General features: G+C 72.6%; 26 protein-coding genes. 12 read left to right on the top strand and 14 right to left on the bottom strand.

Going from position 1 to position 22527, the window contains the following annotated elements:
• Positions 1-26 precede the first annotated feature (26 nt).
• A complete protein-coding gene (locus AB0924_RS09085) occupies positions 27-623 on the bottom strand; it encodes a suppressor of fused domain protein (protein WP_366911036.1) in 597 nt (198 codons plus the stop codon).
• 479 nt (positions 624-1102) lie between these two features.
• Here AB0924_RS09085 and AB0924_RS09080 point away from each other — a divergent pair, with 479 nt between their 5' ends.
• On the top strand, positions 1103-2227 hold the full coding sequence (locus tag AB0924_RS09080; protein WP_358927493.1) for a magnesium and cobalt transport protein CorA: 1125 nt from the start codon (positions 1103-1105) through the stop codon (positions 2225-2227).
• Between the two features lie 22 nt (positions 2228-2249).
• Positions 2250-2765: a hypothetical protein gene (locus tag AB0924_RS09075; protein ID WP_366911035.1), complete on the top strand. Its 516-nt coding sequence runs from the start codon at positions 2250-2252 to the stop codon at positions 2763-2765.
• An 11-nt stretch (positions 2766-2776) separates the two neighbouring features.
• Here the strand turns inward: AB0924_RS09075 and AB0924_RS09070 are convergent, their stop codons facing one another.
• Positions 2777-3499, bottom strand: a complete 723-nt coding sequence (locus AB0924_RS09070; protein WP_358927624.1) for a hypothetical protein — start codon at positions 3497-3499, stop codon at positions 2777-2779.
• 198 nt (positions 3500-3697) lie between these two features.
• On the opposite strand from AB0924_RS09070, the gene AB0924_RS09065 reads away from it, so the two are divergent.
• The 3 genes from AB0924_RS09065 to AB0924_RS09055 are packed head-to-tail and all read left to right on the top strand — an operon-like array spanning position 3698 to position 6759.
• A complete protein-coding gene (locus tag AB0924_RS09065; RefSeq protein ID WP_358927491.1) occupies positions 3698-4987 on the top strand; it encodes a CBS domain-containing protein in 1290 nt (429 codons plus the stop codon).
• Positions 4977-5582: a DUF1003 domain-containing protein gene (locus AB0924_RS09060; protein ID WP_358927490.1), complete on the top strand. Its 606-nt coding sequence runs from the start codon at positions 4977-4979 to the stop codon at positions 5580-5582. Before AB0924_RS09065 ends, AB0924_RS09060 begins: the two co-directional genes overlap by 11 nt.
• Positions 5583-5625: 43 nt before the next feature.
• The gene (locus AB0924_RS09055; protein WP_358927489.1) at positions 5626-6759 is read left to right on the top strand and encodes an Mrp/NBP35 family ATP-binding protein; all 1134 of its coding nucleotides are present in this window, start codon (positions 5626-5628) and stop codon (positions 6757-6759) included.
• A 123-nt stretch (positions 6760-6882) separates the two neighbouring features.
• Here AB0924_RS09055 and AB0924_RS09050 read toward each other — a convergent pair whose 3' ends face one another.
• The 4 genes from AB0924_RS09050 to sigE all read right to left on the bottom strand — a co-directional run bounded on the left by AB0924_RS09050 (position 6883) and on the right by sigE (position 9984).
• A complete protein-coding gene (locus tag AB0924_RS09050; RefSeq protein WP_358927488.1) occupies positions 6883-7554 on the bottom strand; it encodes a hypothetical protein in 672 nt (223 codons plus the stop codon).
• A gap of 208 nt (positions 7555-7762) precedes the next feature.
• Positions 7763-8191: a sec-independent translocase gene (locus AB0924_RS09045; RefSeq protein ID WP_366911034.1), complete on the bottom strand. Its 429-nt coding sequence runs from the start codon at positions 8189-8191 to the stop codon at positions 7763-7765.
• Positions 8192-8275: 84 nt separating this feature from the next.
• Positions 8276-9283: a zf-HC2 domain-containing protein gene (locus tag AB0924_RS09040; RefSeq protein WP_366911033.1), complete on the bottom strand. Its 1008-nt coding sequence runs from the start codon at positions 9281-9283 to the stop codon at positions 8276-8278.
• Positions 9280-9984 carry an RNA polymerase sigma factor SigE gene (gene sigE / locus AB0924_RS09035; RefSeq protein ID WP_358927485.1) on the bottom strand — a complete coding sequence of 235 codons (705 nt, stop codon included), beginning with the start codon at positions 9982-9984 and terminating at the stop codon, positions 9280-9282. Before sigE ends, AB0924_RS09040 begins: the two co-directional genes overlap by 4 nt.
• A 234-nt stretch (positions 9985-10218) precedes the next feature.
• On the opposite strand from sigE, the gene AB0924_RS09030 reads away from it, so the two are divergent.
• A complete protein-coding gene (locus tag AB0924_RS09030; RefSeq protein ID WP_358927622.1) occupies positions 10219-10917 on the top strand; it encodes an O-methyltransferase in 699 nt (232 codons plus the stop codon).
• 87 nt (positions 10918-11004) lie between these two features.
• On the opposite strand, the gene AB0924_RS09025 is transcribed toward AB0924_RS09030, so the two are convergent.
• Positions 11005-11172: a DUF3117 domain-containing protein gene (locus AB0924_RS09025; RefSeq protein ID WP_018544333.1), complete on the bottom strand. Its 168-nt coding sequence runs from the start codon at positions 11170-11172 to the stop codon at positions 11005-11007.
• 376 nt (positions 11173-11548) lie between these two features.
• Here AB0924_RS09025 and AB0924_RS09020 point away from each other — a divergent pair, with 376 nt between their 5' ends.
• Positions 11549-12352, top strand: a complete 804-nt coding sequence (locus tag AB0924_RS09020) for an enoyl-CoA hydratase-related protein (protein WP_358927484.1) — start codon at positions 11549-11551, stop codon at positions 12350-12352.
• Position 12353: 1 nt separating this feature from the next.
• Here the strand turns inward: AB0924_RS09020 and AB0924_RS09015 are convergent, their stop codons facing one another.
• Both AB0924_RS09015 and AB0924_RS09010 read right to left on the bottom strand, forming a co-directional pair.
• Entirely contained in the window at positions 12354-12950 is a 597-nt protein-coding gene (locus tag AB0924_RS09015) for a DNA-3-methyladenine glycosylase I (protein ID WP_358927483.1), read from the bottom strand.
• Complete coding sequence (locus tag AB0924_RS09010; RefSeq protein ID WP_358927482.1) at positions 12947-13297, bottom strand: DivIVA domain-containing protein; 351 nt, start codon at positions 13295-13297, stop codon at positions 12947-12949. Before AB0924_RS09010 ends, AB0924_RS09015 begins: the two co-directional genes overlap by 4 nt.
• Before the next feature lie 137 nt (positions 13298-13434).
• Between AB0924_RS09010 and folP the strand changes: the two genes are divergently transcribed.
• On the top strand, positions 13435-14295 hold the full coding sequence (gene folP, locus AB0924_RS09005; protein WP_366911032.1) for a dihydropteroate synthase: 861 nt from the start codon (positions 13435-13437) through the stop codon (positions 14293-14295).
• Positions 14296-14434: 139 nt separating this feature from the next.
• On the opposite strand, the gene AB0924_RS09000 is transcribed toward folP, so the two are convergent.
• Positions 14435-15193 carry a TIGR00730 family Rossman fold protein gene (locus tag AB0924_RS09000; protein ID WP_358927480.1) on the bottom strand — a complete coding sequence of 253 codons (759 nt, stop codon included), beginning with the start codon at positions 15191-15193 and terminating at the stop codon, positions 14435-14437.
• Between the two features lie 104 nt (positions 15194-15297).
• Positions 15298-16377, bottom strand: a complete 1080-nt coding sequence (gene dapE, locus AB0924_RS08995) for a succinyl-diaminopimelate desuccinylase (protein WP_358927479.1) — start codon at positions 16375-16377, stop codon at positions 15298-15300.
• A gap of 94 nt (positions 16378-16471) precedes the next feature.
• On the opposite strand from dapE, the gene AB0924_RS08990 reads away from it, so the two are divergent.
• Both AB0924_RS08990 and AB0924_RS08985 read left to right on the top strand, forming a co-directional pair.
• Positions 16472-17467, top strand: a complete 996-nt coding sequence (locus AB0924_RS08990) for a heavy metal transporter (RefSeq protein ID WP_366911031.1) — start codon at positions 16472-16474, stop codon at positions 17465-17467.
• A 275-nt stretch (positions 17468-17742) separates the two neighbouring features.
• Positions 17743-18195 carry an ATP-binding protein gene (locus AB0924_RS08985; protein WP_366911030.1) on the top strand — a complete coding sequence of 151 codons (453 nt, stop codon included), beginning with the start codon at positions 17743-17745 and terminating at the stop codon, positions 18193-18195.
• Between the two features lie 77 nt (positions 18196-18272).
• On the opposite strand, the gene AB0924_RS08980 is transcribed toward AB0924_RS08985, so the two are convergent.
• Together AB0924_RS08980 and fdxA are read right to left on the bottom strand one after the other, a co-directional pair.
• Complete coding sequence (locus AB0924_RS08980; RefSeq protein ID WP_358927476.1) at positions 18273-19370, bottom strand: bifunctional succinyldiaminopimelate transaminase/glutamate-prephenate aminotransferase; 1098 nt, start codon at positions 19368-19370, stop codon at positions 18273-18275.
• Positions 19371-19493: 123 nt separating this feature from the next.
• Positions 19494-19811, bottom strand: coding sequence for a ferredoxin (gene fdxA, locus AB0924_RS08975; protein ID WP_004926152.1), 318 nt, complete (start codon positions 19809-19811; stop codon positions 19494-19496).
• Positions 19812-19951: 140 nt separating this feature from the next.
• Here fdxA and AB0924_RS08970 point away from each other — a divergent pair, with 140 nt between their 5' ends.
• Both AB0924_RS08970 and AB0924_RS08965 read left to right on the top strand, forming a co-directional pair.
• The gene (locus AB0924_RS08970; protein ID WP_366911029.1) at positions 19952-20968 is read left to right on the top strand and encodes a GNAT family N-acetyltransferase; all 1017 of its coding nucleotides are present in this window, start codon (positions 19952-19954) and stop codon (positions 20966-20968) included.
• Between the two features lie 29 nt (positions 20969-20997).
• On the top strand, positions 20998-21864 hold the full coding sequence (locus tag AB0924_RS08965) for a transglutaminase-like domain-containing protein (RefSeq protein ID WP_358927474.1): 867 nt from the start codon (positions 20998-21000) through the stop codon (positions 21862-21864).
• 45 nt (positions 21865-21909) lie between these two features.
• On the opposite strand, the gene AB0924_RS08960 is transcribed toward AB0924_RS08965, so the two are convergent.
• Positions 21910-22524, bottom strand: a complete 615-nt coding sequence (locus tag AB0924_RS08960; protein WP_358927473.1) for a response regulator transcription factor — start codon at positions 22522-22524, stop codon at positions 21910-21912.
• Positions 22525-22527: the final 3 nt, after the last annotated feature.

Genomic DNA, 22527 nt, shown 5'->3' with positions numbered 1-22527 from the left:
TCAGGAAAGGGTCTTGGTGAGCTTGCTCACTCGGCCCCGGCGTCCAGCGGGACGGACCCGCGGGCGGGATCCCTCAGGTCCGTCCCGTTCGCCAGCCAGCGCTCCTGGAGGGCCGCGGCGCCGTGCACCCGCTTCCAGGCGGCCTCGTTGGGGGTCATCGGCAGCAGCGGCAGGAACCGCACCGGGTCCATCGGGTCGTCCAGCGCCAGATCCTCGACGAGTCCGCCCGGCTCGCCCACCAGCACGGAGCTGAACGGGGCGCCGGGCCAGAGCGGTTCACCGACGTCCAGGGAGGCGCCGGGCGCCACGACCACACCTTCCACCTGCGGGGACGCGGCGAGCACGGCGAGCGCGCGGAGCACCTTGTCGGTGTCGGCGAGACCGGCGCGGACCGACAGGACCAGTTCGACGCGCGGGCCCTTGACGGGGTCGGCGAGCATCGCCGTGGGGTCGGTCATGGGGTGCGCGGACATGCCGAGCGAGGCGTAACGGACCACGTCCCCCTCGTGGAACCGGAGCACCTCGATGCGGTCGGTACCGAGGAAGGTGACCGCGGCGCGCGCGTCCGGTTCGCCCAGCGCGGTGCTCAACCGTGCCTCGACCAGAGGAAGAACATCAACCATGCGGTGAGCATAGAACTCGTCAGCACCGGGCAAAGCGGCGCCTTGACACCACACGCTGCTGCTACGCTGAGCCGGTGGTTCGGGGCAGCACGCAGAAGCGTCGCTATCGAGTCCCGACGCTGAGACTCCCTTACGAGGGACCGGCCGGAGGAGGTGGGGCTGTCATGGATCGAAGTCGACCGTGCAGTACCACTCGCTCTTCCGGCTGCTGATCTAGTTACCGGCTGGCCGCCGCCTTCCCAATCGCGTCGTCGTTCGGAAGAGCACTTCGTCTCGCTTTGCCTGATCTGTCTGACCTGAATCAGTTCTGCATCAGTAGCGAAGTCGCCACCGCGACGGTGCGGTGCTCCCCGCTTTGTGGACGTGCCAAACATCCTTCCCCGCCCCGGGCCGGGAAGACTTCCGCCGGACGTCCCCATTCCGGGTAGTTCCACCCGTCGACACGCGCTTTCGCTGCCCGCCCGCGAAGGAGCCTGCCCATGTCGATGATCCGCGACCTGCGCGCCGTGGTCCGCCCGTCGTCCCGTGTCTCGCCGCGCAAGGAGCAGAGCGCGCCGTACGACACCACGCGCGACCCCTCGACGCCCTCGGCGGTCGTCGACTGCGCCGTCTACCGCGACGGCGCCCGGGTGCGCAGTGCGGAGCCGCTGAGCCCGCAGGAGGCGATGCGGCTGGTGCGCCGCGACGGCGGGTTCGTGTGGATGGGCCTGCACGAGCCCACCGAGTCGGAATTCGCCGGTATCGCCCGCGAGTTCGGGCTGCACCCGCTGGCCGTGGAGGACGCGGTGCAGGCCCACCAGCGGCCCAAGCTGGAGCGGTACGACGACTCACTGTTCACCGTCTTCAAGACCATCCACTACGTCGAGCACGACCGGCTCACCGCGACCAGCGAGGTGGTGGAGACCGGCGAGGTCATGTGCTTCACCGGCCGCGACTTCTTCATCACCGTCCGGCACGGCGGCCAGGGCTCGCTGCGGGCGCTGCGGCACCGGCTGCAGGACGACCCCGAACTGCTCGCCAAGGGCCCCTCGGCCGTGCTGCACGCGATCGCCGACCACGTGGTGGACGGCTACATCGCGGTGGCCGACGCGGTGCAGGTCGACATCGACGAGGTGGAGACCGAGGTCTTCTCGCCGGGCCGCCGGGGCGGTGTCTCGCGTGGTGTGGACTCGGCGCGGATCTACCAGCTCAAGCGTGAGGTGCTGGAGTTCAAGCGGGCGGTGGCCCCGCTGCTGCGGCCCATGCAGCTGCTGAGCGAGCGGCCGATGCGGCTGGTCGACCCGGACATCCAGAAGTACTTCCGGGACGTCGCCGACCACCTCGCCCGCGTCCAGGAGCAGGTGCTGGGCTTCGACGAACTGCTCAACTCCATCCTCCAGGCCAACCTGGCGCAGGCGTCCGTCGCGCAGAACGAGGACATGCGCAAGATCACCGCGTGGGCCGCGATCATCGCCGTACCGACGATGGTGTGCGGGGTGTACGGCATGAACTTCAAGTACATGCCGGAGCTGCACTGGCGGTACGGCTACCCGGTGATCATGGGTGTCACGGTCGCCCTGTGTCTGGGCATCCACCGCACCCTGAAGCGCAACGGCTGGCTGTGAGACCCCTGGTTAGGCTGGGCGCATGACAAGCGAGCTGCTCGATCAGGCCCTCGTCGAGGAGGCCACCAAGAAGTCCGGCCTCATCTGGGTCAGGGGCGCCGGGGCCCCGGCGGCGCGTGCGCTGTGGCACGTGTGGCACGAGGGCGCGGTGTGCCTGGTCGGCGACGGGCCCGGGGAGCAGCCGCTGACCGGCCTCGCCGACGGCGGCGCGGCCGAGGTGACCGTGCGCAGCAAGGACAAGGGCGGCCGGCTGGTGACCTGGCGGGCCACCGTGTCCGAGGCGGCCCCCGGCTCACCGGAGTGGGAGGCCGCGGTGGCAGAGCTGAAGGGCAAGCGGCTGAACGCCCCCGACGGTGAGGAGATGCCCGCGCGGTGGGCCCGCGAGTGCAGGGTGCTCCGTCTGGTGCCGGCCGGGACCTCGCTTCCGCTGCCCGCCGGGAGTCTGGCCGAGCGTCCGGTGCCCTCCCCGGCGACGACGCGCCGGGCGGCCCCGGCCGCTCTGCCCCGGCTGCTGGCCGGGCGCCGAAGGAAGAAGTAGCGCCGGGCCGGCTACGACGTCGGGAGCTGCTTGCCGTAGTCGACCGTCTCGCCCTTCGCGGGCCGGGCGACGGTGAAGTCCTTGCCCCAGTCCGAGAAGGTGAGCGTGCCCGCGGAACCGGCGCGCTCCAGGCGGAGCGGGTACGGCTGGCCCTCCAGGGAGACCTCCAGGGTGCCGCCGTCGCCGCCGTCGCCGGTGATCCGGATGGTGCGGGTACCCGCCGTCTCGTGGTGGCCGTCGGTCGCCAGCGGACCGTGCAGGGTCAGCAGACCGTCGAGGAGGAGGTCCTTGTCCGTGAAGCCGCTGAACTTCTTGTACGCGGGGTCCCCTTGCGGCACCTTCACGTACTTGCCGTCGAGCTTGCCCGCCGCGGACTTGTCGCCGCCGTTCCAGAACTCCGCGTCGGCCTTCAGATACAGCTGTTCGCCGACCCGCAGCAGCCCGAAGGTGGCGCCCTGGGAGGTGACCGAGCCGGTGCCGCCGTCGTCCTTCAGCCGCATGTCCAGCCGGTACGTACGGCCGCTGGTGACCACGGTCCCGGCCAGCCGCACCGCGGGAGCGGCGTCGGCGGCGGCACGGGTCTTCGCCTGGATCCGGTCGGCGGGCAGCTTGCCCACCCCGTTGGTCCCGGCGTCCGGATCGTCGCCGCACCCCGTCAGCACCGTCGCTCCCGTCACGGCCAGTGCGCATGTCGCGGTCACCAGCGCGGCCCGGCGGACCCGGCCCAGGGGCATCGCAGTCACAGGTGGGGCTGCCTTTCTGACGGTTGCTGAGCGGCGTACGGCAGCGTACCGGGGCCCCGCCCGCCCGGCGGAGCCAGTCCGTCCGGACCGCCCACCAGGGCGTATCGGATCGGTACGGGCTAGCCTGAAGCGCACGCGAGCGGGCAGAGAACAGCAATCCCACGCAAGGCGAGCAAAGGAAGCACAGCCATGGCAGCCGGCGCCCCCCGGATCTTCGTCTCGCACCTCGCCGGGGTCCCCGTCTTCGATCCGGCCGGCGACCAGGTAGGTCGTGTACGCGACCTGGTGGTCATGCTGCGTGTCGGGCGACGGCCCCCGCGCGTCCTCGGTCTGGTCGTCGAGCTGTCGACCCGGCGCCGGATCTTCCTGCCCATGACCCGGGTGACCGGTATCGAGTCCGGCCAGGTCATCACCACCGGTGTGCTCAACGTGCGCCGCTTCGAGCAGCGGCCCACCGAGCGGCTGGTCTTCGGCGAGCTGCTGGACCGGCGGGTGCGGCTGGTGGAGAGCGACGAGGAGGTCACCGTCCTCGACCTGTCCGTGCAGCAGCTGCCCGCCCGCCGGGACTGGGAGATCGACCGCGTCTTCGTCCGCAGGGGGAGGAAGGGCGGTGCCTTCCGCCGGGCCAAGGGCGAGACCCTGACCGTCGAGTGGTCGTCCGTCACCGGCTTCTCCCTGGAGGAGCACGGACAGGGCGCCGAGAACCTGCTCGCCACGTTCGAGCAGCTGCGCCCCGCGGACCTCGCCAACGTGCTGCACCATCTGTCCGCCAAGCGCCGCGCCGAGGTCGCCGCGGCCCTGGACGACGACCGTCTCGCCGACGTCCTGGAGGAGCTGCCGGAGGACGACCAGATCGAGATCCTGGGCAAGCTGGCCGAGGAGCGCGCGGCCGACGTCCTGGAGGCCATGGACCCGGACGACGCGGCCGACCTGCTGGCCGAACTGCCGGAGGCGGACAAGGAACGGCTGCTGAGCCTGATGAAGCCCGCCGACGCGGCCGACATGCGGCGCCTGATGTCGTACGAGGAGCACACCGCGGGCGGTCTGATGACCACGGAGCCGATCGTGCTGCGCCCGGACGCCACGGTCGCCGACGCGCTCGCCCGGGTCCGCAACCAGGACCTCTCCCCCGCGCTCGCCGCCCAGGTCTACGTCTGCCGCCCGCCCGACGAGACCCCGACCGGCAAGTACCTGGGCACCGTCCACTTCCAGCGGCTGCTGCGCGACCCTCCGTACACCCTGGTCAGCTCGATGGTCGACGACGATCTGCAGACCCTGGACCCGGACGCCGCCCTGCCGGTCGTCGCCGGGTTCTTCGCCGCGTACGACATGGTGGCCGCCCCCGTGGTGGACGAGTCCGGCTCGCTGCTCGGCGCGGTGACCGTGGACGACGTCCTCGACCACATGCTGCCCGACGACTGGCGCGAGACGGAGTTCCACCTGGATGAGGGAGAGGAGGCGGCCACTCATGGCTCCTGAGCGCGACACCGCGACCCGCGAGCGCAACCCGGTGGGCGCCACGGCCGCCACCCGGCCCCGCGCCCCGCGTCTGGACCAGCCGCGCCCGCCGCGGCACCGGATCCTGCCCGAGTGGGACCCGGAGGCGTTCGGCCGGCTGTCGGAGCGGATCGCCCGCTTCCTCGGCACGGGACGCTTCATCGTCTGGATGACGGTCGTCATCATCCTGTGGGTGCTGTGGAACATCGCCGCGCCGGTGGGGCTGCGCTTCGACCAGTACCCGTTCATCTTCCTGACCCTGATGCTGTCCCTGCAGGCCTCCTACGCGGCCCCGCTGATCCTGCTGGCGCAGAACAGGCAGGACGACCGCGACCGGGTCAACCTCGAGCAGGACCGCAAGCAGAACGAGCGGTCCATCGCCGACACGGAGTACCTGACCCGGGAGGTCGCCGCGCTGCGCACCGGTCTCGGCGAGGTGGCCACCCGCGACTGGATCCGCTCGGAGCTGCAGGACCTGGTGAAGGAACTGGAGGAACGGCGGCGCCACGACGGGCATGTCGTATTCCCGGCAGAGCGGGCGGAACGGTCGCCCGGACGTGACGCAGACGACCGCTGAGGGGCTACCCGCACGCCCCTCGGGGCGCCGTACCATCGTCTCTATGGCTACGGAAGACGCGGTGCGCGAGGCACTGGCGACGGTGAACGACCCCGAGATCAACCGACCCATCACCGAGCTGGGGATGGTCAAATCGGTGGAGATCGGGGAGGACGGCGCGGTCGCGGTCACCGTGTACCTGACGGTCTCCGGCTGCCCGATGCGCGAGACGATCACGACCCGGGTGACCGAGGCGGTCTCGCGGGTCGAGGGCGTCACCCGCGTCGACGTGGCGCTGGACGTGATGAGCGACGAGCAGCGCAAGGAGCTGGCGAACGCCCTGCGCGGCGGCCAGGCCGAGCGTGAGGTCCCGTTCGCCAAGCCGGGCAGCCTCACCCGGGTCTACGCGGTCGCCTCCGGCAAGGGCGGCGTCGGCAAGTCCTCGGTGACGGTGAACCTGGCCGCCGCGATGGCGGCCGACGGTCTGAAGGTCGGTGTCGTGGACGCCGACATCTACGGCCACAGCGTGCCGCGCATGCTGGGCGCTGACGGCCGTCCGACCCAGGTCGAGAACATGATCATGCCGCCGTCGGCGAACGGCGTGAAGGTCATCTCCATCGGCATGTTCACCCCGGGCAACGCGCCGGTCGTCTGGCGTGGCCCGATGCTGCACCGCGCGCTGCAGCAGTTCCTCGCGGACGTGTACTGGGGCGATCTGGACGTCCTGCTGCTGGACCTGCCGCCCGGCACCGGTGACATCGCCATCTCGGTCGCGCAGCTCGTGCCGAACGCCGAGATCCTGGTCGTGACGACGCCTCAGCAGGCGGCGGCCGAGGTCGCCGAGCGGGCCGGCTCCATCGCCGTGCAGACCCACCAGAAGATCGTCGGTGTGGTGGAGAACATGTCCGGCCTGCCCTGCCCGCACTGCGGCGAGATGGTCGACGTCTTCGGCACGGGCGGCGGCCAGCGGGTCGCGGACGGCCTCACCCGTACCACCGGCGCGTCGGTTCCGGTGCTCGGCAGCATCCCGATCGACGTCCGGCTGCGCGAGGGCGGCGACGAGGGCAAGCCGGTGGTCCTGACCGACCCGGACTCCCCGGCGGGTTCCGCCCTGCGGGCGATCGCGGGGAAGCTGGGCGGCCGTCAGCGCGGCCTGTCGGGCCTGTCGCTGGGGCTGACCCCCAGGAACAAGTTCTGAGGACTCTCGCGGCCGTACGGCCCGGGACGAAGGGGCGCCGGGAGGTACTGGCGCCCCTTTCCCATGCCTCTGGGGCCCGCCGGGCGTACGCGGCGATTCACCGTGCGTACGCCGCCGGGTCCCTCAGGCGTACGCGGCGACGTCCTTGACGACCGCGAAGCCGAGTCCGTACGCGCTCATCCCCCGCCCGTAGGCGCCGACGTGCACGCCGGACCCGGTGGAGCCGGCCAGCACCCAGCCGAACTCGGACTCCCGGTAGTAGAAGGGCATGGTCACCCCGTCCACCGGCAGCGAGAGCCGGGACCACTCCGGTCCCTCGAGATCGTCGGCCAGCGCCCAGGCGGTCTCGGTCTGCTGGTCCAGCCAGTCGTCGCGCAGGCTGTGGTCCATCTGCCCGGGCCAGGTGAAGGACAGCAGTCCCACGCCCGCCAGCCAGGCCGCCGAGGAGACCGACGTCGCCTCCAGCAGTCCCGTGCCGTCGGCGCTCCGGCGGGACGGGTTCGCGGCGACGGTGACGACGACCGCGAACTTCTCCCGCGGCTCGTCCGTGGCCGCGGCCATGTGCTCGTTGCGCACGGAGGGCTCGTCGCCGTGGCCGATCGAACCGTGCTCGACGGCGCCCTCGGCCGCCGTACCGACCTGCATCAGCCAGCGTGGCCCCGTGAAGGCCTCGTCGAGGCCGTACCAGGGGAAGGGTGCCCGCAGGTACCCGTCGATGGCGCGCGGGGCGGAGGGGGCCTGTTGTCCGCCCTCCGCGGCCGGCGTCTGTGCGCCCACCCGACTTGTCGTCTCCATCTGCCCGGACGCCTCCTCGCTCTCGTCGGACCGGGAGGCCCGCCCCCCTTCGGGCGTACTCGTCCGGTCCGCACAACAACTCGGCAGCATATCCACATGCATGAGGGCAGCAGGGAAACCGCCCGGCGCGTGGGTCGCGCGGACCGCCCGTGTGGGGCCTGTACGACACGAGCGGGCTGTGAGGTGCGTCACTCCAGCCCGGTTCGGATCAGGTGGCGTCCGCGTCGAACGGCGGGGGACCGTCCTTGCCGGAGTCCTCGGGCTTCTTGGTCATGTCGATGCGCCCGCCCGACGAGGAGGACGAGGCGTCGCTGTCCCGGCTGTGGACCGCGTCCGTGACCTCGGCCATCTCCTTCTTCAGGTCGAAGCCGTTGCGGATCTCCTTCAGCCCCAGGTCCTCGTTGTCCAACTGCTTGCGGATGAAGGCCTTGGGGTTGAGGTCCTCGAACTCGAAGTCCTTGAACTCCGGGCCCAGCTCGGTGCGGATGTCCTGCTTGGCGCTCTCCGAGAACTCGCGGATCTTCCGGATCGTCCGCGTCACGTCCTGGATGAATTTGGGGAGCTTGTCCGGACCGAAGACGAGCACGGCGAGAACAATGATGGTCACCAGCTCGAGTGGGCCTATGTCATTGAACACCTGACGCTCCTCTTGCGATCCTCGGTCGCCCAACGGTACCCGGCCCGCCTGTCGGACGGGTACCGACCGGTGGTGAGACTTGGGTCAGTTCCGCCCGGACGGGTTCGCGGGGGCGGCCGAGGGGGCGCCGGAGGCCGAGGGCGTGTCGGGGACGGGTGCGGACAGTGTGTCCGGACCTTTCGGCCCGGGCGTGGCGGGCCAGGAGGTCAGCGGCAGCGGCGAGATGTCGTCCAGCGGGCGTATCAGCGGGGAGACCGCGGCCGCGCCGGCCATCACCGGCGCCGTCAGGTCGCGCATGACGTCCTCGACCTGCCCGGTGAGGGGCGGCTGGGAGCCGGGCAGCAGCGGGGCCGACAGGGAGGTCGGCGCCGCCGGGCCCGGACCGAGCAGGCTGCTGCCCTGGGCGAGAAGCGGCCCCACCGCACGGCGGCGCTGCGTGTCCGGCGTCGCCGCACCCGGGACCGAGCCCGCGCCCGCACCGGCCGAGCGGGCCGGGACCACGTTGCCCGTGCCGGAGCCGCCGCGGGCGTCCGCGGCGAGGTCGCCGGGGATGGCGGTGGTGACGCCGCCGAGGGCGACCGCGGCCAGCGACACCGCCCCGGCGGCGGCTGCCGCGAACCGCAGTCCGCGCGAGGCGGAGCGGTCGGCGTCCGGGCGGCCGACGGGATGGATGCGGAAACCGCGCTCCTCGGGAGCGGGGGCCGCCGCATGGGCGGACGCGGCCGGGACGTAGCCGAACTCGAAGCGCTCCTCGCGCCGCACCCCGAAGACCCCGGTGTCGGAGCCCCGGCCGAGGAAGCCTCCGCCGGGCGCCGGCGTGCCGCCGCCGTCGAGGTCGCCTCCCCCGGGAAGGCCCTGGAGACGGGCCAGGAAGCTCTCGGAGGGGGGCGGCGGGGCCGCCTCGGCGAACACGTTCTTCAGCCGGCGCTGGGCGTCCGCCTCCGCCTTGCACCGGGCGCAGGTGGCCAGGTGGGCGAGGACACGCTCGCGCGACTCATGACCGAGCTCCCCGTCCACCAGGGCGGAGAGCCGGTCTCCCAGGTGCTGCTCCGCGAGGTGCGGCTGAGCGGGTTTCGGACGGGATCCGTTCACGCGGTCGCGCCCCCTCCCCCCAGAGCGGGGACACGGGCCACGAAGGAGCGCCGCTCGGCCCGGCGGGCCTCCGGCGACCGGTGGGCGAGGGCCTTGCGGAGCTGGGAGCGGCCGCGGTGGATACGGGAGCGGACCGTGCCGAGCTTCACGCCGAGGGTCGCGGCGATCTCCTCGTACGACAGTCCCTCGATGTCGCACAGCACGACGGCGGCGCGGAACTCGGGCGCGAGGGTGTCCAGCGCCTGCTGCACGTCGGCGTCGAAGTGCGCGTCGTTGAAGACCTGCTGCGGGGTCGGCTCCTTGCTGGGCAGGCGCTCGGCCGCGTCCTCGCCGAGGGCGTCGAAGCGGATGCGCTGCTTGCGCCGGACCATGTCCAGGAACAGGTTGGTGGTGATGCGGTGCAGCCAGCCCTCGAAGGTGCCGGGCGAGTACGTCGACAGGGAACGGAAGACACGGACGAAGACCTCCTGGGTGAGGTCCTCGGCGTCGTGCTGGTTGCCCGTGAGGCGGTAGGCCAGGCGGTACACCCGTCCGCTGTGCGTGCTGACGATCTCCTCCCAGGTGGGCGGAGTCCACGCCTGCCCGTCCGCGTCGGTGGAGAAGGTCGCGGTCTGGGCGGCGCCGGCGGTCCGGCTGTGGTCAGCAGCAGTGTCGGTCACGGATTTCGGCTTCCCCGACGACCCGAGAAGACGCCTCAGCATCCCTCTGCGGTCAACAGGCGCAGCCGCACCTCCCCTGTCAGCTCTGGTGGTGTCCAGTGGAGCCCCTACCATAGCCACCTCGCCCGTTAGGACCGGATAAGCGGTTTTACGAGAAATTGATCTGGGCTGATACGGCTCATACGGCTGCGTCAGCATGTGCTCGGCGTCCCGATCCACCGCTCGCCCCCCATCGCGTCCGGGCCCTTCGTCTCAACCCTGTAAACGCGCGGTCCCATCTGCGGGTTCCCGACGCCAACGGATACAGTCACGCCCAGGCACCCACGGGGACAGGAGAGCGTCATTACCGGCAACCGGCAGACTAGCTGGGCGTTCGCCGACGCCTATGTCGCCGAGGACGAAGCGCTGCGCTGGGCCCGCGACCGGGCCCGCGAGGCAGGGCTGCGCTCGGTGTCGCCCAGCACGGGTGCCGCGCTCCGGCTGCTCGCCGCCTCCGTGGACGCGAAGGCGGTCGCGGAGATCGGCACCGGCTGCGGGGTGTCCGGAATCCATCTGCTGCACGGCATGCGCCCGGACGGGGTGCTCACCACAGTCGACCCGGAGCCGGAGCACCAGCAGTTCGCCCGGCAGGCCTTCCGTGCCTGCGGCTTCGCCAGCAACCGGGCCCGGTTCATCCCGGGCCGCGCGCTGGACGTGCTGCCCCGGCTCGCGGACGCCGGCTACGACCTCGTCTTCTGCGACGGGGACCGGCAGGAGTACTCGGACTACCTGGGTGAATCGTTGCGCCTGCTGCGTCCGGGCGGCCTGGTGGTCTTCGAGGGCGTCTTCGCCAACGGCCGCACGGTCGACTCGGGACCGCAGCCCTCGGAGGTGCTGCGGCTGCGTGAGCTGCTGCGCACGGTGCGGGAGAGCCAGGAACTGGTGACGTCGCTGCTGCCGGTGGGCGACGGGCTGCTGTGCGCCGTCAAGCGGTGAGACGGGCCCCCGGGGGTCCCGGACACACGTCCGCCCCGGCACCGCTTACGATGCCGGGGCGGACGGAAGGACAGGATCGCCGGCTCGTCAGACGACGACCTTCTTGAGGGCGTCGCCGAGCGCCTCGGCCTCGTCAGGGGTCAGCTCGACGACGAGTCGACCGCCGCCTTCGAGCGGAACGCGCATGACGATGCCCCGCCCCTCCTTGGTCACCTCGAGCGGGCCATCACCCGTCCGCGGCTTCATGGCCGCCATGCTCGTTCCCCTTCCTGAAACCAGGCTCATCGTCTGCCGAAGCCCCACGAAGGGCACCCCGCGGTCCTCGTACCGGACACGCGACACCGGCATCGAACACATTGCTTCCAGGCCATTATCCCGCATCGCAGGACCCGATGACCAACATCAGTCGGCATCGCTTGCGCAACGCGCGCGAGCAAAACCACCCAATTCGGCGATGTGGCTGCGATACTGCGCCACCGCGCGGACGCATGGGGAGCGGCCCCGCTCCGTTTTTGTTTGACGCAGGTCACACGTCCGGTCCGGCCCCCGGGCGGCGATCTCCGCCATGCTGTCCTTCGGACCGTGGCGTACTGAGCGGTACGTCACCACTTCTGACCGGAGGGGATGCCCCATGGCCGACACCGTTCTCTACGAGGTGAGCGAGGGACTCGCGACGATCACGCTGAACCGCCCGGAGGCGATGAACGCGCTGAACATCGCGACCAAGGTCGCCCTCCGGGAGGCGGCGGAGTCCGCGGCCGGGGACAGCGCCGTACGGGCGATCCTGCTGACCGCGGCCGGGGACCGGGCGTTCTGCGTGGGCCAGGACCTCAAGGAGCACATCGGGCTGCTGGTGTCGGACCGCGAGACCGGTTCGGGGCAGACGATGACCACGGTCAGGGAGCACTACAACCCGATCGTGCGGGCGCTGACCGGAGCGGCGAAGCCGGTGGTCGCCGCGGTGAACGGGGTCGCCGCCGGGGCCGGTTTCGGTTTCGCGCTGGCCGCCGACTACCGGGTGGTGGCCGACACGGCGGCGTTCAACACCTCGTTCGCGGGCGTCGCGCTCACCGCCGACTCCGGCATCTCCTGGACGCTGCCCCGGGTGGTCGGCCCGGGCCGCGCCGCCGACCTGCTGCTCTTCCCGCGCAACATCAGCGCGCAGGACGCCCTGGAGCTGGGCATCGCCAACCGGCTCGTGCCCGCCGCCGAGCTGCGGGCCGAGGCCGAGAAGGTGGCCCGGGCCCTGGCCGAGGGCCCGACGGTGGCGTACTCGGCGATCAAGGAAGCGGTGGCCTACGGCCTGACGCACTCCCTTGCCGAGACCCTGGACAAGGAGGACGAGCTGCAGACCCGCGCGGGCAGCTCCGAGGACCACGCGATCGCGGTCCAGGCCTTCGTGAACAAGGAGAAGCCGAAGTACCTGGGCCGCTGAGCTACCGGGCCTGCGGGCGGGTGCGGCTCACGCACCCCTCCAGGTGGTCGTCGACCAGCCCGCAGGCCTGCATCAGCGCGTACGCCGTCGTGGGGCCGACGAACTTCAGGCCCCGCTTCTTCAGCGCCTTGGACAGGGCCGTGGACTCGGGGGTGACGGCGGCGACGTCGGCCAGGGTCCGCGGCACCGGGCGGCCCGCCGGGTCGGGGGCGTGCGACCAGATCAGCTCGTCCAGTTCGCCCTCGGCCCAGCCGGCGAGCACGCGCGCGTTGGCGAGCGTCGCGTCGATCTTGGCGCGGTTGCGGATGATGCCCGGGTCGGCCAGCAGCCGCTCGCGGTCCTCGTCCGTGAACGCGGCGACCTTCTCGATGTGGAAGCCCGCGAACGCGGCGCGGAAGCCCGGGCGGCGGCGCAGGATAGTGATCCAGGACAGGCCCGACTGGAAGGCCTCCAGGCTGACCCGCTCGAAGAGGGCGTCGTCGCCGTGGACCGGCCGGCCCCACTCCTCGTCGTGGTACGAGACGTAGTCCTCGGCGGACAGGGCCCACGGGCAACGCGCCCTGCCGTCCGGGCCGGCGAGGGCGGCTCCGGCGCTCATCGCTGGTCCTCCTGGCCCGGCTTGTCCAGCCGGGCGTGCGCGGCGGCGCGGGCGCCGGCCAGCGCGGACTCCAGGTCGGCGATACGGGCGTCCCGCTCGGCGAGTTCGGCGGCGAGCCGGCCGAGGGCGTCGTCCACGTCGGACATGCGGTAGCCGCGCGGCGCGAGCGGGAAGCGCAGGTTCTCCACGTCCTGGCCGCCGACCGGGCGGTCCGGGGGCAGGGGGTCCCGCAGCCGCTCCGGGGCGGCCTCCGGCAACGGGCCGCGCTCACCGCCGCTGACCACGGCGAGTGTCACCGCGGCCACCACGACGGCCAGGGCGACGACCAGGAACAAGAACATCAGCATCGCCAGGGGTCCCCACGCTCGGTACCGGACGCTGTGCCGGAAGACGAATCTGTCAGGCTCCGATCGTGCCATGCGAGCCGGGCGGTTAGGGTCGCAGGCGGCTGTACCGAGGGACGTACTAGGAGAGGTCACAGCGGATGCTCAGGCTGGGCAAGCGGGAATTCGGGTCGCACGAGCCCGTGATCATGGCGATCGTGAACCGGACCCCGGACTCCTTCTACGACCAGGGGGCCACCTTCCACGACGAGGCGGCCCTCGCGCGCGTGGAGCGGGCGGTGGCCGAGGGCGCCGCGATCGTCGACATCGGCGGGGTGAAGGCGGGACCCGGCGAGGAGGTCACGGCGGAGGAGGAGGCACGGCGGACGGTGGGCTTCGTCGCCGAGGTACGCCGCCGCTTCCCCGATGTGATCATCAGCGTGGACACCTGGCGGGCCGATGTCGGCGAGGCGGTGTGCGAGGCGGGCGCGGACCTGCTGAACGACGCCTGGGGCGGCGTCGACCCGGCCCTCGCGGAGGTGGCCGCGCGGCACGGTGCCGGGCTGGTGTGCACGCACGCGGGCGGGGCCGAGCCCCGGACCCGTCCGCACCGGGTGACCTACGACGACGTCGTCGCCGACATCCTGGAGGTGACCCTGGGGCTGGCGGAGCGCGCCGTCGCCCTGGGGGTGCCGCGGGAGTCGGTGCTGATCGATCCCGGGCACGACTTCGGCAAGAACACGCGGCACAGCCTGGAGGCGACGCGGCGGCTGGACGAGATGGTCGCCACGGGGTGGCCCGTGCTGGTGTCGCTGTCCAACAAGGACTTCGTGGGCGAGACACTGGACCGGCCGGTGAAGGAACGGCTGATCGGCACGCTGGCGACGACCGCGGTGTCGGCGTGGCTGGGGGCCCAGGTGTACCGCGTGCACGAGGTCGCCGAGACCCGCCAGGTCCTGGACATGGTCGCCTCCATCGCCGGCCACCGCCCCCCGGCGGTCGCCCGCCGCGGCCTGGCGTAGACGAGGGCCTGGCGTAGACGAGGGCCTGGCGTAGAAGAGGCCGGCGAAAGGCCCTGGCAAACCCCCGAGACGGGCGGGCGGTCGGGAAAAAAGGGGGCCGGGGCGAAGCCCCAGGCCCCGCCCCACCCAGGCACAGCGCCTAGCGCCCCGCCTCCTTGGACACCAGTGCCACCGCTTCCTCGACCTCGTCGGTCAGGTGGAACAGCAGCAGGTCCTTCTCCGTCGCCTTCCCCTGGGCCACGAGCGTGTTCTTCAGCCAGGACACCAGCCCGCCCCAGTACTCGCTGCCGAACAGGACGATCGGGAAGCGGGTCACCTTCTGGGTCTGGACCAGGGTGAGGGCCTCGAAGAATTCGTCCAGCGTGCCGAGGCCGCCCGGCAGCACCACGAACCCCTGCGCGTACTTGACGAACATCATCTTGCGGACGAAGAAGTAGCGGAAGTTCAGGCCGATGTCGACGTAGGGGTTCAGCCCCTGTTCGAAGGGCAGCTCGATGCCGAGCCCGACCGAGGTGCCGCCGGCCTCGCACGCGCCCTTGTTGGCCGCCTCCATGGCTCCCGGGCCGCCGCCGGTGATCACGGCCCAGCCGGCCTCCACCAGTCCCCGGCCCAGCCGCACGCCCGCGTCGTACTCCGCGGAGTTCACCGGCGTCCGCGCCGAGCCGAACACGCTGATCGCGGGCGGGAGTTCGGCCAGCGTGCCGAAGCCCTCGACGAACTCCGACTGGATCCGCAGGACCCGCCAGGGGTCGGTGTGGACCCAGTCCGCGGGGGCGCGCTCGTCCAGCAGCCGCTGGTCGGTGGTGCTGGCCGTCACCTTGTCCCGCCGCCGGAGGACCGGTCCGAGCCGTTGCTCGTCCGGCGGCTGCTTCTTCCCCAGGGGGTTGCCGGTCGCCATGTGCGCTCCCTCCGCTTGCGGGTAGTACGGGCTCAGCCTAGATCCACGTGGGTTTCGGAGGGGGGACGTGAGCATGTCCGGCGTGCGGCGCCCGGTGGCCCCCGCTACGCGGTCAGCCAGGAACGCAGCCGCTCCTCACCCGCGAGGATCTTGGCCACTTCTACCCGCTCGTCCCGCTTGTGTGCCAGGTGCGGGTTGCCGGGACCGTAGTTGACGGCGGGCACGCCGAGCGCGGAGAAGCGGGAGACGTCCGTCCAGCCGTACTTGGGCTGCGGGGTGCCGCCCACCGCCTCGATGAAGGCCGCCGCGGCCGGGTGGGAGAGGCCGGGCAGCGCGCCGGGGCTGTGGTCGTCGATGACGAACTCCGCCACGCCGCAGTCCGCGAACACCTCACGGACGTGCGCGATCGCCTCCTCCTCGGTGCGGTCGGGGGCGTAGCGGAAGTTGACCGTCACCACGCACTCGTCGGGGATGACGTTGCCCGCCACTCCCCCGGAGATCCCCACGGCGTTCAGGCCCTCGCGGTACTCCAGGCCGTCGATGACCGGCCACCGGGGCTCGTAGGAGGCGAGCCGGGCCAGGATCGGGGCGGCCGTGTGGATGGCGTTGGACCCCATCCAGCCGCGCGCCGAGTGCGCCCGCTCGCCCCGGGTCTTCAGCAGCACCCGCAGCGTGCCCTGGCAGCCGCCCTCGACCTGGGCGTCGGAGGGCTCCAGCAGGACCGCGAAGTCACCGCGCAGCCAGTCCGGGTGGGCCTCGGCGACATGCCGGAGGCCGTTGAGGTCGGCGGCGACCTCCTCGTTGTCGTAGAAGACGAACGTCAGGTCGCGGTTGGGGGCGGGGACCGTCGCCGCGATGCGGAGCTGCACCGCGACGCCCGACTTCATGTCGCAGGTGCCGCAGCCCCACAGCACGCCGTCCTCGTCCAGCCGGGACGGCACGTTGCCGGCGATCGGGACGGTGTCGATGTGGCCGGCCAGCACGACCCGCTCCGCGCGGCCCAGGTCGGTGCGGGCGATCACGTTGTTGCCGTGGCGGTCGACCGTCAGGTGCGGCAGCGCGCGCAGAGCGGCCTCGATCGCGTCCGCGAGGGGCTTCTCGGTGCCGCTCTCGGAGGGGAAGTCCACGAGCCGGGCGGTGAGCTCGGCGGCGTCCAGCGTGAGGTCCAGGGAGGTGTCGGCCATGACCTCGACCCTAGGCCATGGCGTCGTGGCGGGTCCGCGCCGCGCTGCGCGGACCCGCCGCCCGGGGCGGGAGGCCCTCCAGTACCTTGTACGCGTGCCAGAGCCGTCCCCCAGCCGTCCCAAGCGTCGCGGCCGCCTCCTGCGTTTCGGGGCGGCCCTGTTGGTCCTGTGCGGCGTCGCCGCCTACCTCGTGGTGCAGTACGTCACCGGTGGCTCGGGCGCCCGCGGCTGCAAGGTGGTCGCCGGCGACGACGGGGCGTCCTACGAGTTCACTCCCGAGCAGGCGGTGAACGCGGCGACGATCGCCGCCGTGGGCACCGGGCGGAACATGCCCGAGCGGGCCATAACGATCGCGCTGGCGACCGCCCTCCAGGAGTCGGGGCTGCGCAACCTCGAACACGGCGACCGGGACTCCATCGGCCTGTTCCAGCAGCGGCCCTCGCAGGGCTGGGGCACCGAACGGCAGATCATGGACCCGGCCTACGCGGCGGGCATCTTCTACGCCCACCTGGCCAAGGTGCCGGACTACGCCGGCCTGCCGCTGACGGTGGCCGCGCAGCGGGTGCAGCGCAGCGGCTACCCGGAGGCGTACGCCAAGCACGAGCCGGACGCCGAGCTGCTGGCGGCCGCGCTGACCGGCCGCGCGGCGGCCTCGCTGACCTGCGCCGGGCGCCCGGAGCGCACCGCGCGGGCGACGGGCCCGGACGCGGTACGGGCGGCCTTGGTACGGGACTTCGGGCGGGACGCGCTGCAGGAGACGAACGCCGTGGTGGGCGGTACGCCGGTGCCCTCGCCGTCGCCGTCGCCGAGCGTGACCGCGACCGCGCACGGGCGGACGGTGACCGTGCCGGTGTCCGAGGGCGCGCGGAGGGACACGGGCACGGCGGGCGAGCGGGAGCGCGAGCGGGGCTGGCAGCTGGCGCACTGGGCGGTGGCCAACTCCTCTGCGCTGCACATCCAGCGGGTGTTCTACGCGGACCGGGAGTGGACCGCGAGAGACGGCGGCGGCACCTGGCACCGGGTCGGCGCGGACGGTGCCGGCGGTGCGGAGAAGTCCGCCGGGTCGGTCCGGATCGTGGCCGGACAGTAGTACGGGGACTCCCCCGGCCGGGTTGCGCGGCCGTGGTGCGGGCGCCTTTCCAACCGGGGGTGGAAGACACCGCTACAGCCCTTGGGAATCAAGGGCTGTAAGGATTCTGCACCACCCCCGACGGACTCCCTTTGCCCGTTTTTATCCACAAACGATAATGCGATGCGTTGCCCATTCTTTACCTTCGGCGTCCGCAACCTTCATCGGCCTCGAGCGGTAAGCACGGCGTCCGGGCCCGGCCCGGGCTCACCGTTCCTCCCGTCGAATGGAGCACCATGTCCCTCCCCCTGACCCGCCGGATCGCCCGTGCCGCGCTGCTCGTCGCAGCGGGAGCGGCCGCCGGGGTCGGTGCGGCCGGCTCTGCCGGCGCGGCCACGAACCTGCCGGTAGCCACCCCGGAGCTGGGCGGCATGTCCGCGCTGGACAGCGCGGCCAACGTCGGCAGCACCGTCGACGGTGCGACGCAGCACGTCACCGGCATCACCGGCAACACGGGCGGCAAGGCGGTCAAGAAGGCGGGCCCGTCCGCGGCCCGGACCGGCGCCGGCACCGTGAAGAAGGCGGCCCCCGCGGCGAAGGACGCGGCCGGGAACGCGGCCCGCGCGGCCGGCGGCGTCATCGGGCGCACCGCGACCGGTGCGGCGGGCGGTCTGGCCACGGGCTCGCTGACCCAGGGCGGGCTGCCGACGTCGTCCCTGCCGGCCGCGCAGCTCCCGCTCGGCGGCTGAGCTACGCCGTCACCGGCGCACGGCCGACGGGGTCCGGGGAAACGCTCCCGGACCCCGTTCGCGTGTGCGTTGACGGCCTAGGCGGCCAGGCGCCCCACCGCCGCGCGCACCCGCTCGTCCGTCGCGGTCAGGGCCACGCGCACGAACCGGTCGCCGGCCTCGCCGTAGAAGTCGCCGGGCGCGACCAGGATGCCCAGGCCGGCCAGATGGGCGACGGTGTCCCAGCAGGACTCGTCGCGGGTGGCCCACAGGTAGAGGCTGGCCTCGCTGTGCTCGATGCGGAAGCCGTGGCCGAGCAGGGCCTCGCGCAGCAGCGCGCGGCGGGCGGCGTAGCGCTCGCGCTGGACGCGGACGTGCTCGTCGTCGCCCAGGGCCGCCACCACCGCGGCCTGCGTCGGAGCCGAGGTCATCATGCCACCGTGCTTGCGGATCTCCAGCAGCGGGCCCAGGACGGCCGGGTCGCCCGCCAGGAAGGCGGCGCGGTAGCCGGCCAGGTTGGACCGCTTGGAGAGCGAGTGGACGGCCACGATGCCGTCGTAGGAGCCGCCGTTGACGTCCGGGTGCAGGACCGAGACCGGGTCGGCCTCCCAGCCCAGTTCGAGGTAGCACTCGTCGGAGACGAGCAGCACGCCGTGGGCGCGGGCCCAGGCGACGATCCCCGTCAGCTCGTCCTTGGACAGGACCTTGCCGGTCGGGTTCGACGGGGAGTTGAGCCACAGGAGCCTGAGGTTCGCCGGGTCCAGGTCGCGCGGGTCGTCGTAGACCTCGTACGCGGCGCGGGCCAGGCGGGCGCCGACCTCGTACGTCGGGTAGGCCAGACGCGGGTACGCGACCTTGTCGCCGGGGCCGAGACCGAGCTGGGTGGGGAGCCAGGCCACCAGTTCCTTGGAGCCGACGATCGGCAGGACGTGCCGGTGGGTGACGTCCCGGGCGCCGAGGCGGCGCTCCAGCCAGCCGGTGATCGCGTCGCGCAGCGCCGGGGTGCCCCAGACCGTCGGGTAGCCCGGCGAGTCGGCCGCGTCGACCAGCGCCTTCTGGATCAGTTCGGGGACCGGGTCGACCGGGGTGCCGACGGACAGGTCGACGATGCCGCCGGAGTGGGCCGCGGCCGTCTTCTTGTACGGCTCCAGCTTGTCCCAGGGGAAGGTCGGAAGCCGGTCGGAGACTGCGGACACGGGTGCTGGCTCACTTTCTGCTTCGGCGAACGCCACGGTCCCGCACGGCACTGATCGAGGCGATCGGCCGTACGGGACCGGGGCGGCGCGCTGCGGGCCGCTGGGCCGCCGCCCAGCGGGTCACTAGGCCTGCGGCGGCAGCGCGGCGATGAAGGGGTGGTCCCGCTCGATCAGGCCCAGCTTGCTGGCCCCGCCGGGGGAGCCCAGCTCGTCGAAGAACTCGACGTTCGCCTTGTAGTAGTCCTTCCACTCCTCCGGAGTGTCGTCCTCGTAGAAGATCGCCTCGACCGGGCAGACCGGCTCACAGGCACCACAGTCGACGCATTCGTCCGGGTGGATGTACAAGGACCGCTGGCCCTCGTAGATGCAGTCGACCGGGCACTCCTCGATGCACGCCTTGTCCTTCACGTCGACACAAGGCTGCGCGATGACGTAGGTCACGCTGTCGTTCCTCCTCGATAGGGCGCTGGCGGGCCTCCGTAGGCTCCGCCGCCTGGCGCGCGGGAGCGCGGCGTCGTCGATGCCCGCCCCTAGTATCTCCGTTCTGGGGCAAGATCCGAACAGGAGGGGTGAACTGACCGGTGGAAATCTCGGCGCACGGACGCCTCGAGGTCCGTATCACCAATGCTGACGTGGGCAAACGCGTCTCCGTTCGGCGCTTGAGCGAGCCCGGGTCGGGGCCGGAGAAGTTCACCGACACGGTCGGTGTTCTCACATCATGGGACGACGGCGTGCTCATGATCACATCGCGGGACGGGCGCGCCGTCCGGATCGCGGAGTCCGCGCTGGTCGCGGGGAAGGTGATCCCGGCCGCGCCGGCCCGCCGCCGGGGCCCGGCCGCCGCCTACGCGGAGCTGGCCCGGGTCGCCGCACGGGCGTGGCGGCCGGTGGAGAGCGAGCGGCTGGGCGAGTGGGAGCTGCGGGCGGCCCAGGGGTTCACCCGGCGCGCCAACAGCGTGCTGCCGCTCGGCGATCCGGGGCTCGGTCTCGACGCCGCCCTGGAGGCCGTACGGCGCTGGTACGGCGAGCGGGGCCTGCCCGCCTACGTGCAGACCGCCACCGGCGCCGAGGGCACGCAGGAACTGCTGTGCGCGGAGCTGGAGCGGCGCGGCTGGGTGCGCGAGGTGACCGCCGAGTTGTGGACCGGTGCGCTGGCACCGCTCGCGGACGCCGCCGAGGGCGCCGGGGTGGTGCTGTCCCGGGAGGCGGACGAGGCGTGGCTCGCCCGGTACCGGCGCAAGGGGGTGAGCGAGGTGGCCCTGCGGGTGCTGGGCGGTGGCCCCTCGGTGTGGTTCGCGACCGTGCCCGATGCCGCCGGCGAGGCTCCGGCGGCGATCGGGCGGTGCGTGGTGGACGGGCGCTGGGCAGGGTTCGCCGCCGTGGAGGTCGATCCCGCCCGCCGCCGGCAGGGTCTTGCCACCGAGGTGATGGCCGCGCTGGCCCGGCGGGCCCTGGACGAGGGCGCCTCGGCGGCCTGGCTGCAGGTGGAGAGCGACAACGAGGGGGCCCGGGGACTGTACGCCCGGCTGGGCTTCGCGCCCCACCACGCGTACCACCACTACCGCCTGCCGGACACCGGTGGCACCGGAGGGTCGTAGCGATCGCCGTGGGAGGGCATGACCCAGACATGCGGCACCCTCGACTCCCGCCCCCGTACCCGCCCCCGCCGGAGCGGTCGGCGGCGCTGCGGCGGCGGTTCGACGCCGAGGCCCGGTCCGAGCGGCCGGACCTGTCGGCGCTGTGCCTGCTGATCGGCGCCGAGGCGGACGGCTCGCTGGACGAGGACGGCATCGACGCGGCCCAGCAGGAGCTGGACGGGCTGGCCGGGCGGCTGCCGTACCGGCCGGGCGGGCCGCGCGCGTGGGCGGAGGCGGTGTGCCGGCTCCTGGGCGAGGACGAGGCGTTCCACGGCGTCCCCGCCGACTACCAGCGGCTGGAGTCCTCGCTGCTGCACGAGGTGCTGCGGCGGCGGCGCGGGCTGCCGATCCTGCTGTCGGTGGTGTGGCTGGAGGTCGCCCGGCGGGCGGGGGCGCCGGTGTACGGGGTCGCGCTGCCGGGGCACTTCGTGGTCGGGTTCGGCGCGGCGCGGGAGCAGGTGCTGGCCGATCCGTTCGACGGCGGGCGGGTGCTGACCGGTACGGATGCCGAGCTGCTCGTGGCCGGGGCCACCGGGGCGCCGTTGCAGCCGTCGATGCTGGAGCCCGCGACACCGCTGGAGGTCGTGCAGCGCATCCTCAACAACGTCCGGGCGTGGGCCTCGGCCCGTCCCGAGCGGTCGGACGTCGCGCTGTGGGCCGTGGAGCTGAGCCTGCTGCTGCCCGCGCATCCGGCCCGGCTGCGCTACGAGCGCGGTCAACTTCTGGTGCAGCGCGGCGAGTTCGAGGACGGCGCCATGGAGCTGGACGCTTACGCGCATCTGATCGAGGTGGTCGACGAACCGGCCGCCGACCGGGTGCGCCGGCAGGCCCGGACCGCCCGGTCGATGCTCAACTAGGCAGCCGGGTCCGGCCCGGAACGCGGGCCGCGCCCGGCCGGAACCTCAGAGCCAGCCCTTCTCACGGGCTGTGCGGACCGCCTCAGCCCGGTTGCGGACCGCGAGTTTCTGGATGGCCGTGGAGAGGTAGTTGCGGACCGTGCCCTGGGACAGGTGCAGGGCCGCCGCCAGTTCCGCGTTGGTGGAGCCGTCGGCCGCCGCGCGCAGGATCTCGCGTTCGCGGTCGGTGAGGGGGTTGGCGCCCTCCGCGAGGGCCGCCGCGGCCAGAGTGGGGTCGATGACCCGCTCCCCGGCGAGCACCTTGCGCACCGCGGCGGCGAGTTGGGCGGCCGGCGCGTCCTTGACCAGGAAGGCGTCGGCGCCGGCCTCCATCGCGCTGCGCAGATAACCGGGACGGCCGAAGGTGGTGAGCACGACGAGCTTCACCTCGGGGTACTCCCGGCGCACCCGGGCCGCCGCCTCGATGCCGGTGCAGCCGGGCATCTCGATGTCGAGCAGCGCCACGTCCACGCCGTGCGCGCCGACGGCCGCCTGCACCTCGTCGCCGCGCGCCACCTGGGCGACGACCTCGATGTCGTCCTCTAGGCCGAGCAGGGCGGCCAGCGCCTCACGGACCATCGACTGGTCCTCGGCGAGGAGGACCTTGATCGGGCTGCTCATGCC

Source organism: Streptomyces sp. NPDC047869 (assembly GCF_040704065.1).
In the GTDB taxonomy this organism is placed as follows: Bacteria; Actinomycetota; Actinomycetes; order Streptomycetales; family Streptomycetaceae; genus Streptomyces.
This window is presented reverse-complemented; position numbering and strand designations above follow the sequence as displayed.

Coding starts and splice junctions, on each gene's coding strand:
- AB0924_RS08960 (WP_358927473.1), bottom strand. CDS start 22,524: ATGAGCAGCCCGATCAAGGTCCTCCTCGCCGAGGACCAGTCGATGGTC.
- AB0924_RS09050 (WP_358927488.1), bottom strand. CDS start 7,554: ATGGAGACGACAAGTCGGGTGGGCGCACAGACGCCGGCCGCGGAGGGC.
- AB0924_RS09070 (WP_358927624.1), bottom strand. CDS start 3,499: ATGCCCCTGGGCCGGGTCCGCCGGGCCGCGCTGGTGACCGCGACATGC.
- AB0924_RS08965 (WP_358927474.1), top strand. CDS start 20,998: ATGCGGCACCCTCGACTCCCGCCCCCGTACCCGCCCCCGCCGGAGCGG.
- AB0924_RS08985 (WP_366911030.1), top strand. CDS start 17,743: ATGTCCCTCCCCCTGACCCGCCGGATCGCCCGTGCCGCGCTGCTCGTC.
- AB0924_RS09080 (WP_358927493.1), top strand. CDS start 1,103: ATGTCGATGATCCGCGACCTGCGCGCCGTGGTCCGCCCGTCGTCCCGT.
- AB0924_RS09025 (WP_018544333.1), bottom strand. CDS start 11,172: ATGGCGGCCATGAAGCCGCGGACGGGTGATGGCCCGCTCGAGGTGACC.
- AB0924_RS09015 (WP_358927483.1), bottom strand. CDS start 12,950: ATGAGCGCCGGAGCCGCCCTCGCCGGCCCGGACGGCAGGGCGCGTTGC.
- AB0924_RS09010 (WP_358927482.1), bottom strand. CDS start 13,297: ATGCTGATGTTCTTGTTCCTGGTCGTCGCCCTGGCCGTCGTGGTGGCC.
- AB0924_RS09075 (WP_366911035.1), top strand. CDS start 2,250: ATGACAAGCGAGCTGCTCGATCAGGCCCTCGTCGAGGAGGCCACCAAG.
- AB0924_RS09000 (WP_358927480.1), bottom strand. CDS start 15,193: ATGGCGACCGGCAACCCCCTGGGGAAGAAGCAGCCGCCGGACGAGCAA.
- AB0924_RS09065 (WP_358927491.1), top strand. CDS start 3,698: ATGGCAGCCGGCGCCCCCCGGATCTTCGTCTCGCACCTCGCCGGGGTC.
- folP (WP_366911032.1), top strand. CDS start 13,435: ATGCTCAGGCTGGGCAAGCGGGAATTCGGGTCGCACGAGCCCGTGATC.
- AB0924_RS09085 (WP_366911036.1), bottom strand. CDS start 623: ATGGTTGATGTTCTTCCTCTGGTCGAGGCACGGTTGAGCACCGCGCTG.
- AB0924_RS09020 (WP_358927484.1), top strand. CDS start 11,549: ATGGCCGACACCGTTCTCTACGAGGTGAGCGAGGGACTCGCGACGATC.
- AB0924_RS09060 (WP_358927490.1), top strand. CDS start 4,977: ATGGCTCCTGAGCGCGACACCGCGACCCGCGAGCGCAACCCGGTGGGC.
- AB0924_RS09055 (WP_358927489.1), top strand. CDS start 5,626: ATGGCTACGGAAGACGCGGTGCGCGAGGCACTGGCGACGGTGAACGAC.
- sigE (WP_358927485.1), bottom strand. CDS start 9,984: ATGCTGAGGCGTCTTCTCGGGTCGTCGGGGAAGCCGAAATCCGTGACC.
- dapE (WP_358927479.1), bottom strand. CDS start 16,377: ATGGCCGACACCTCCCTGGACCTCACGCTGGACGCCGCCGAGCTCACC.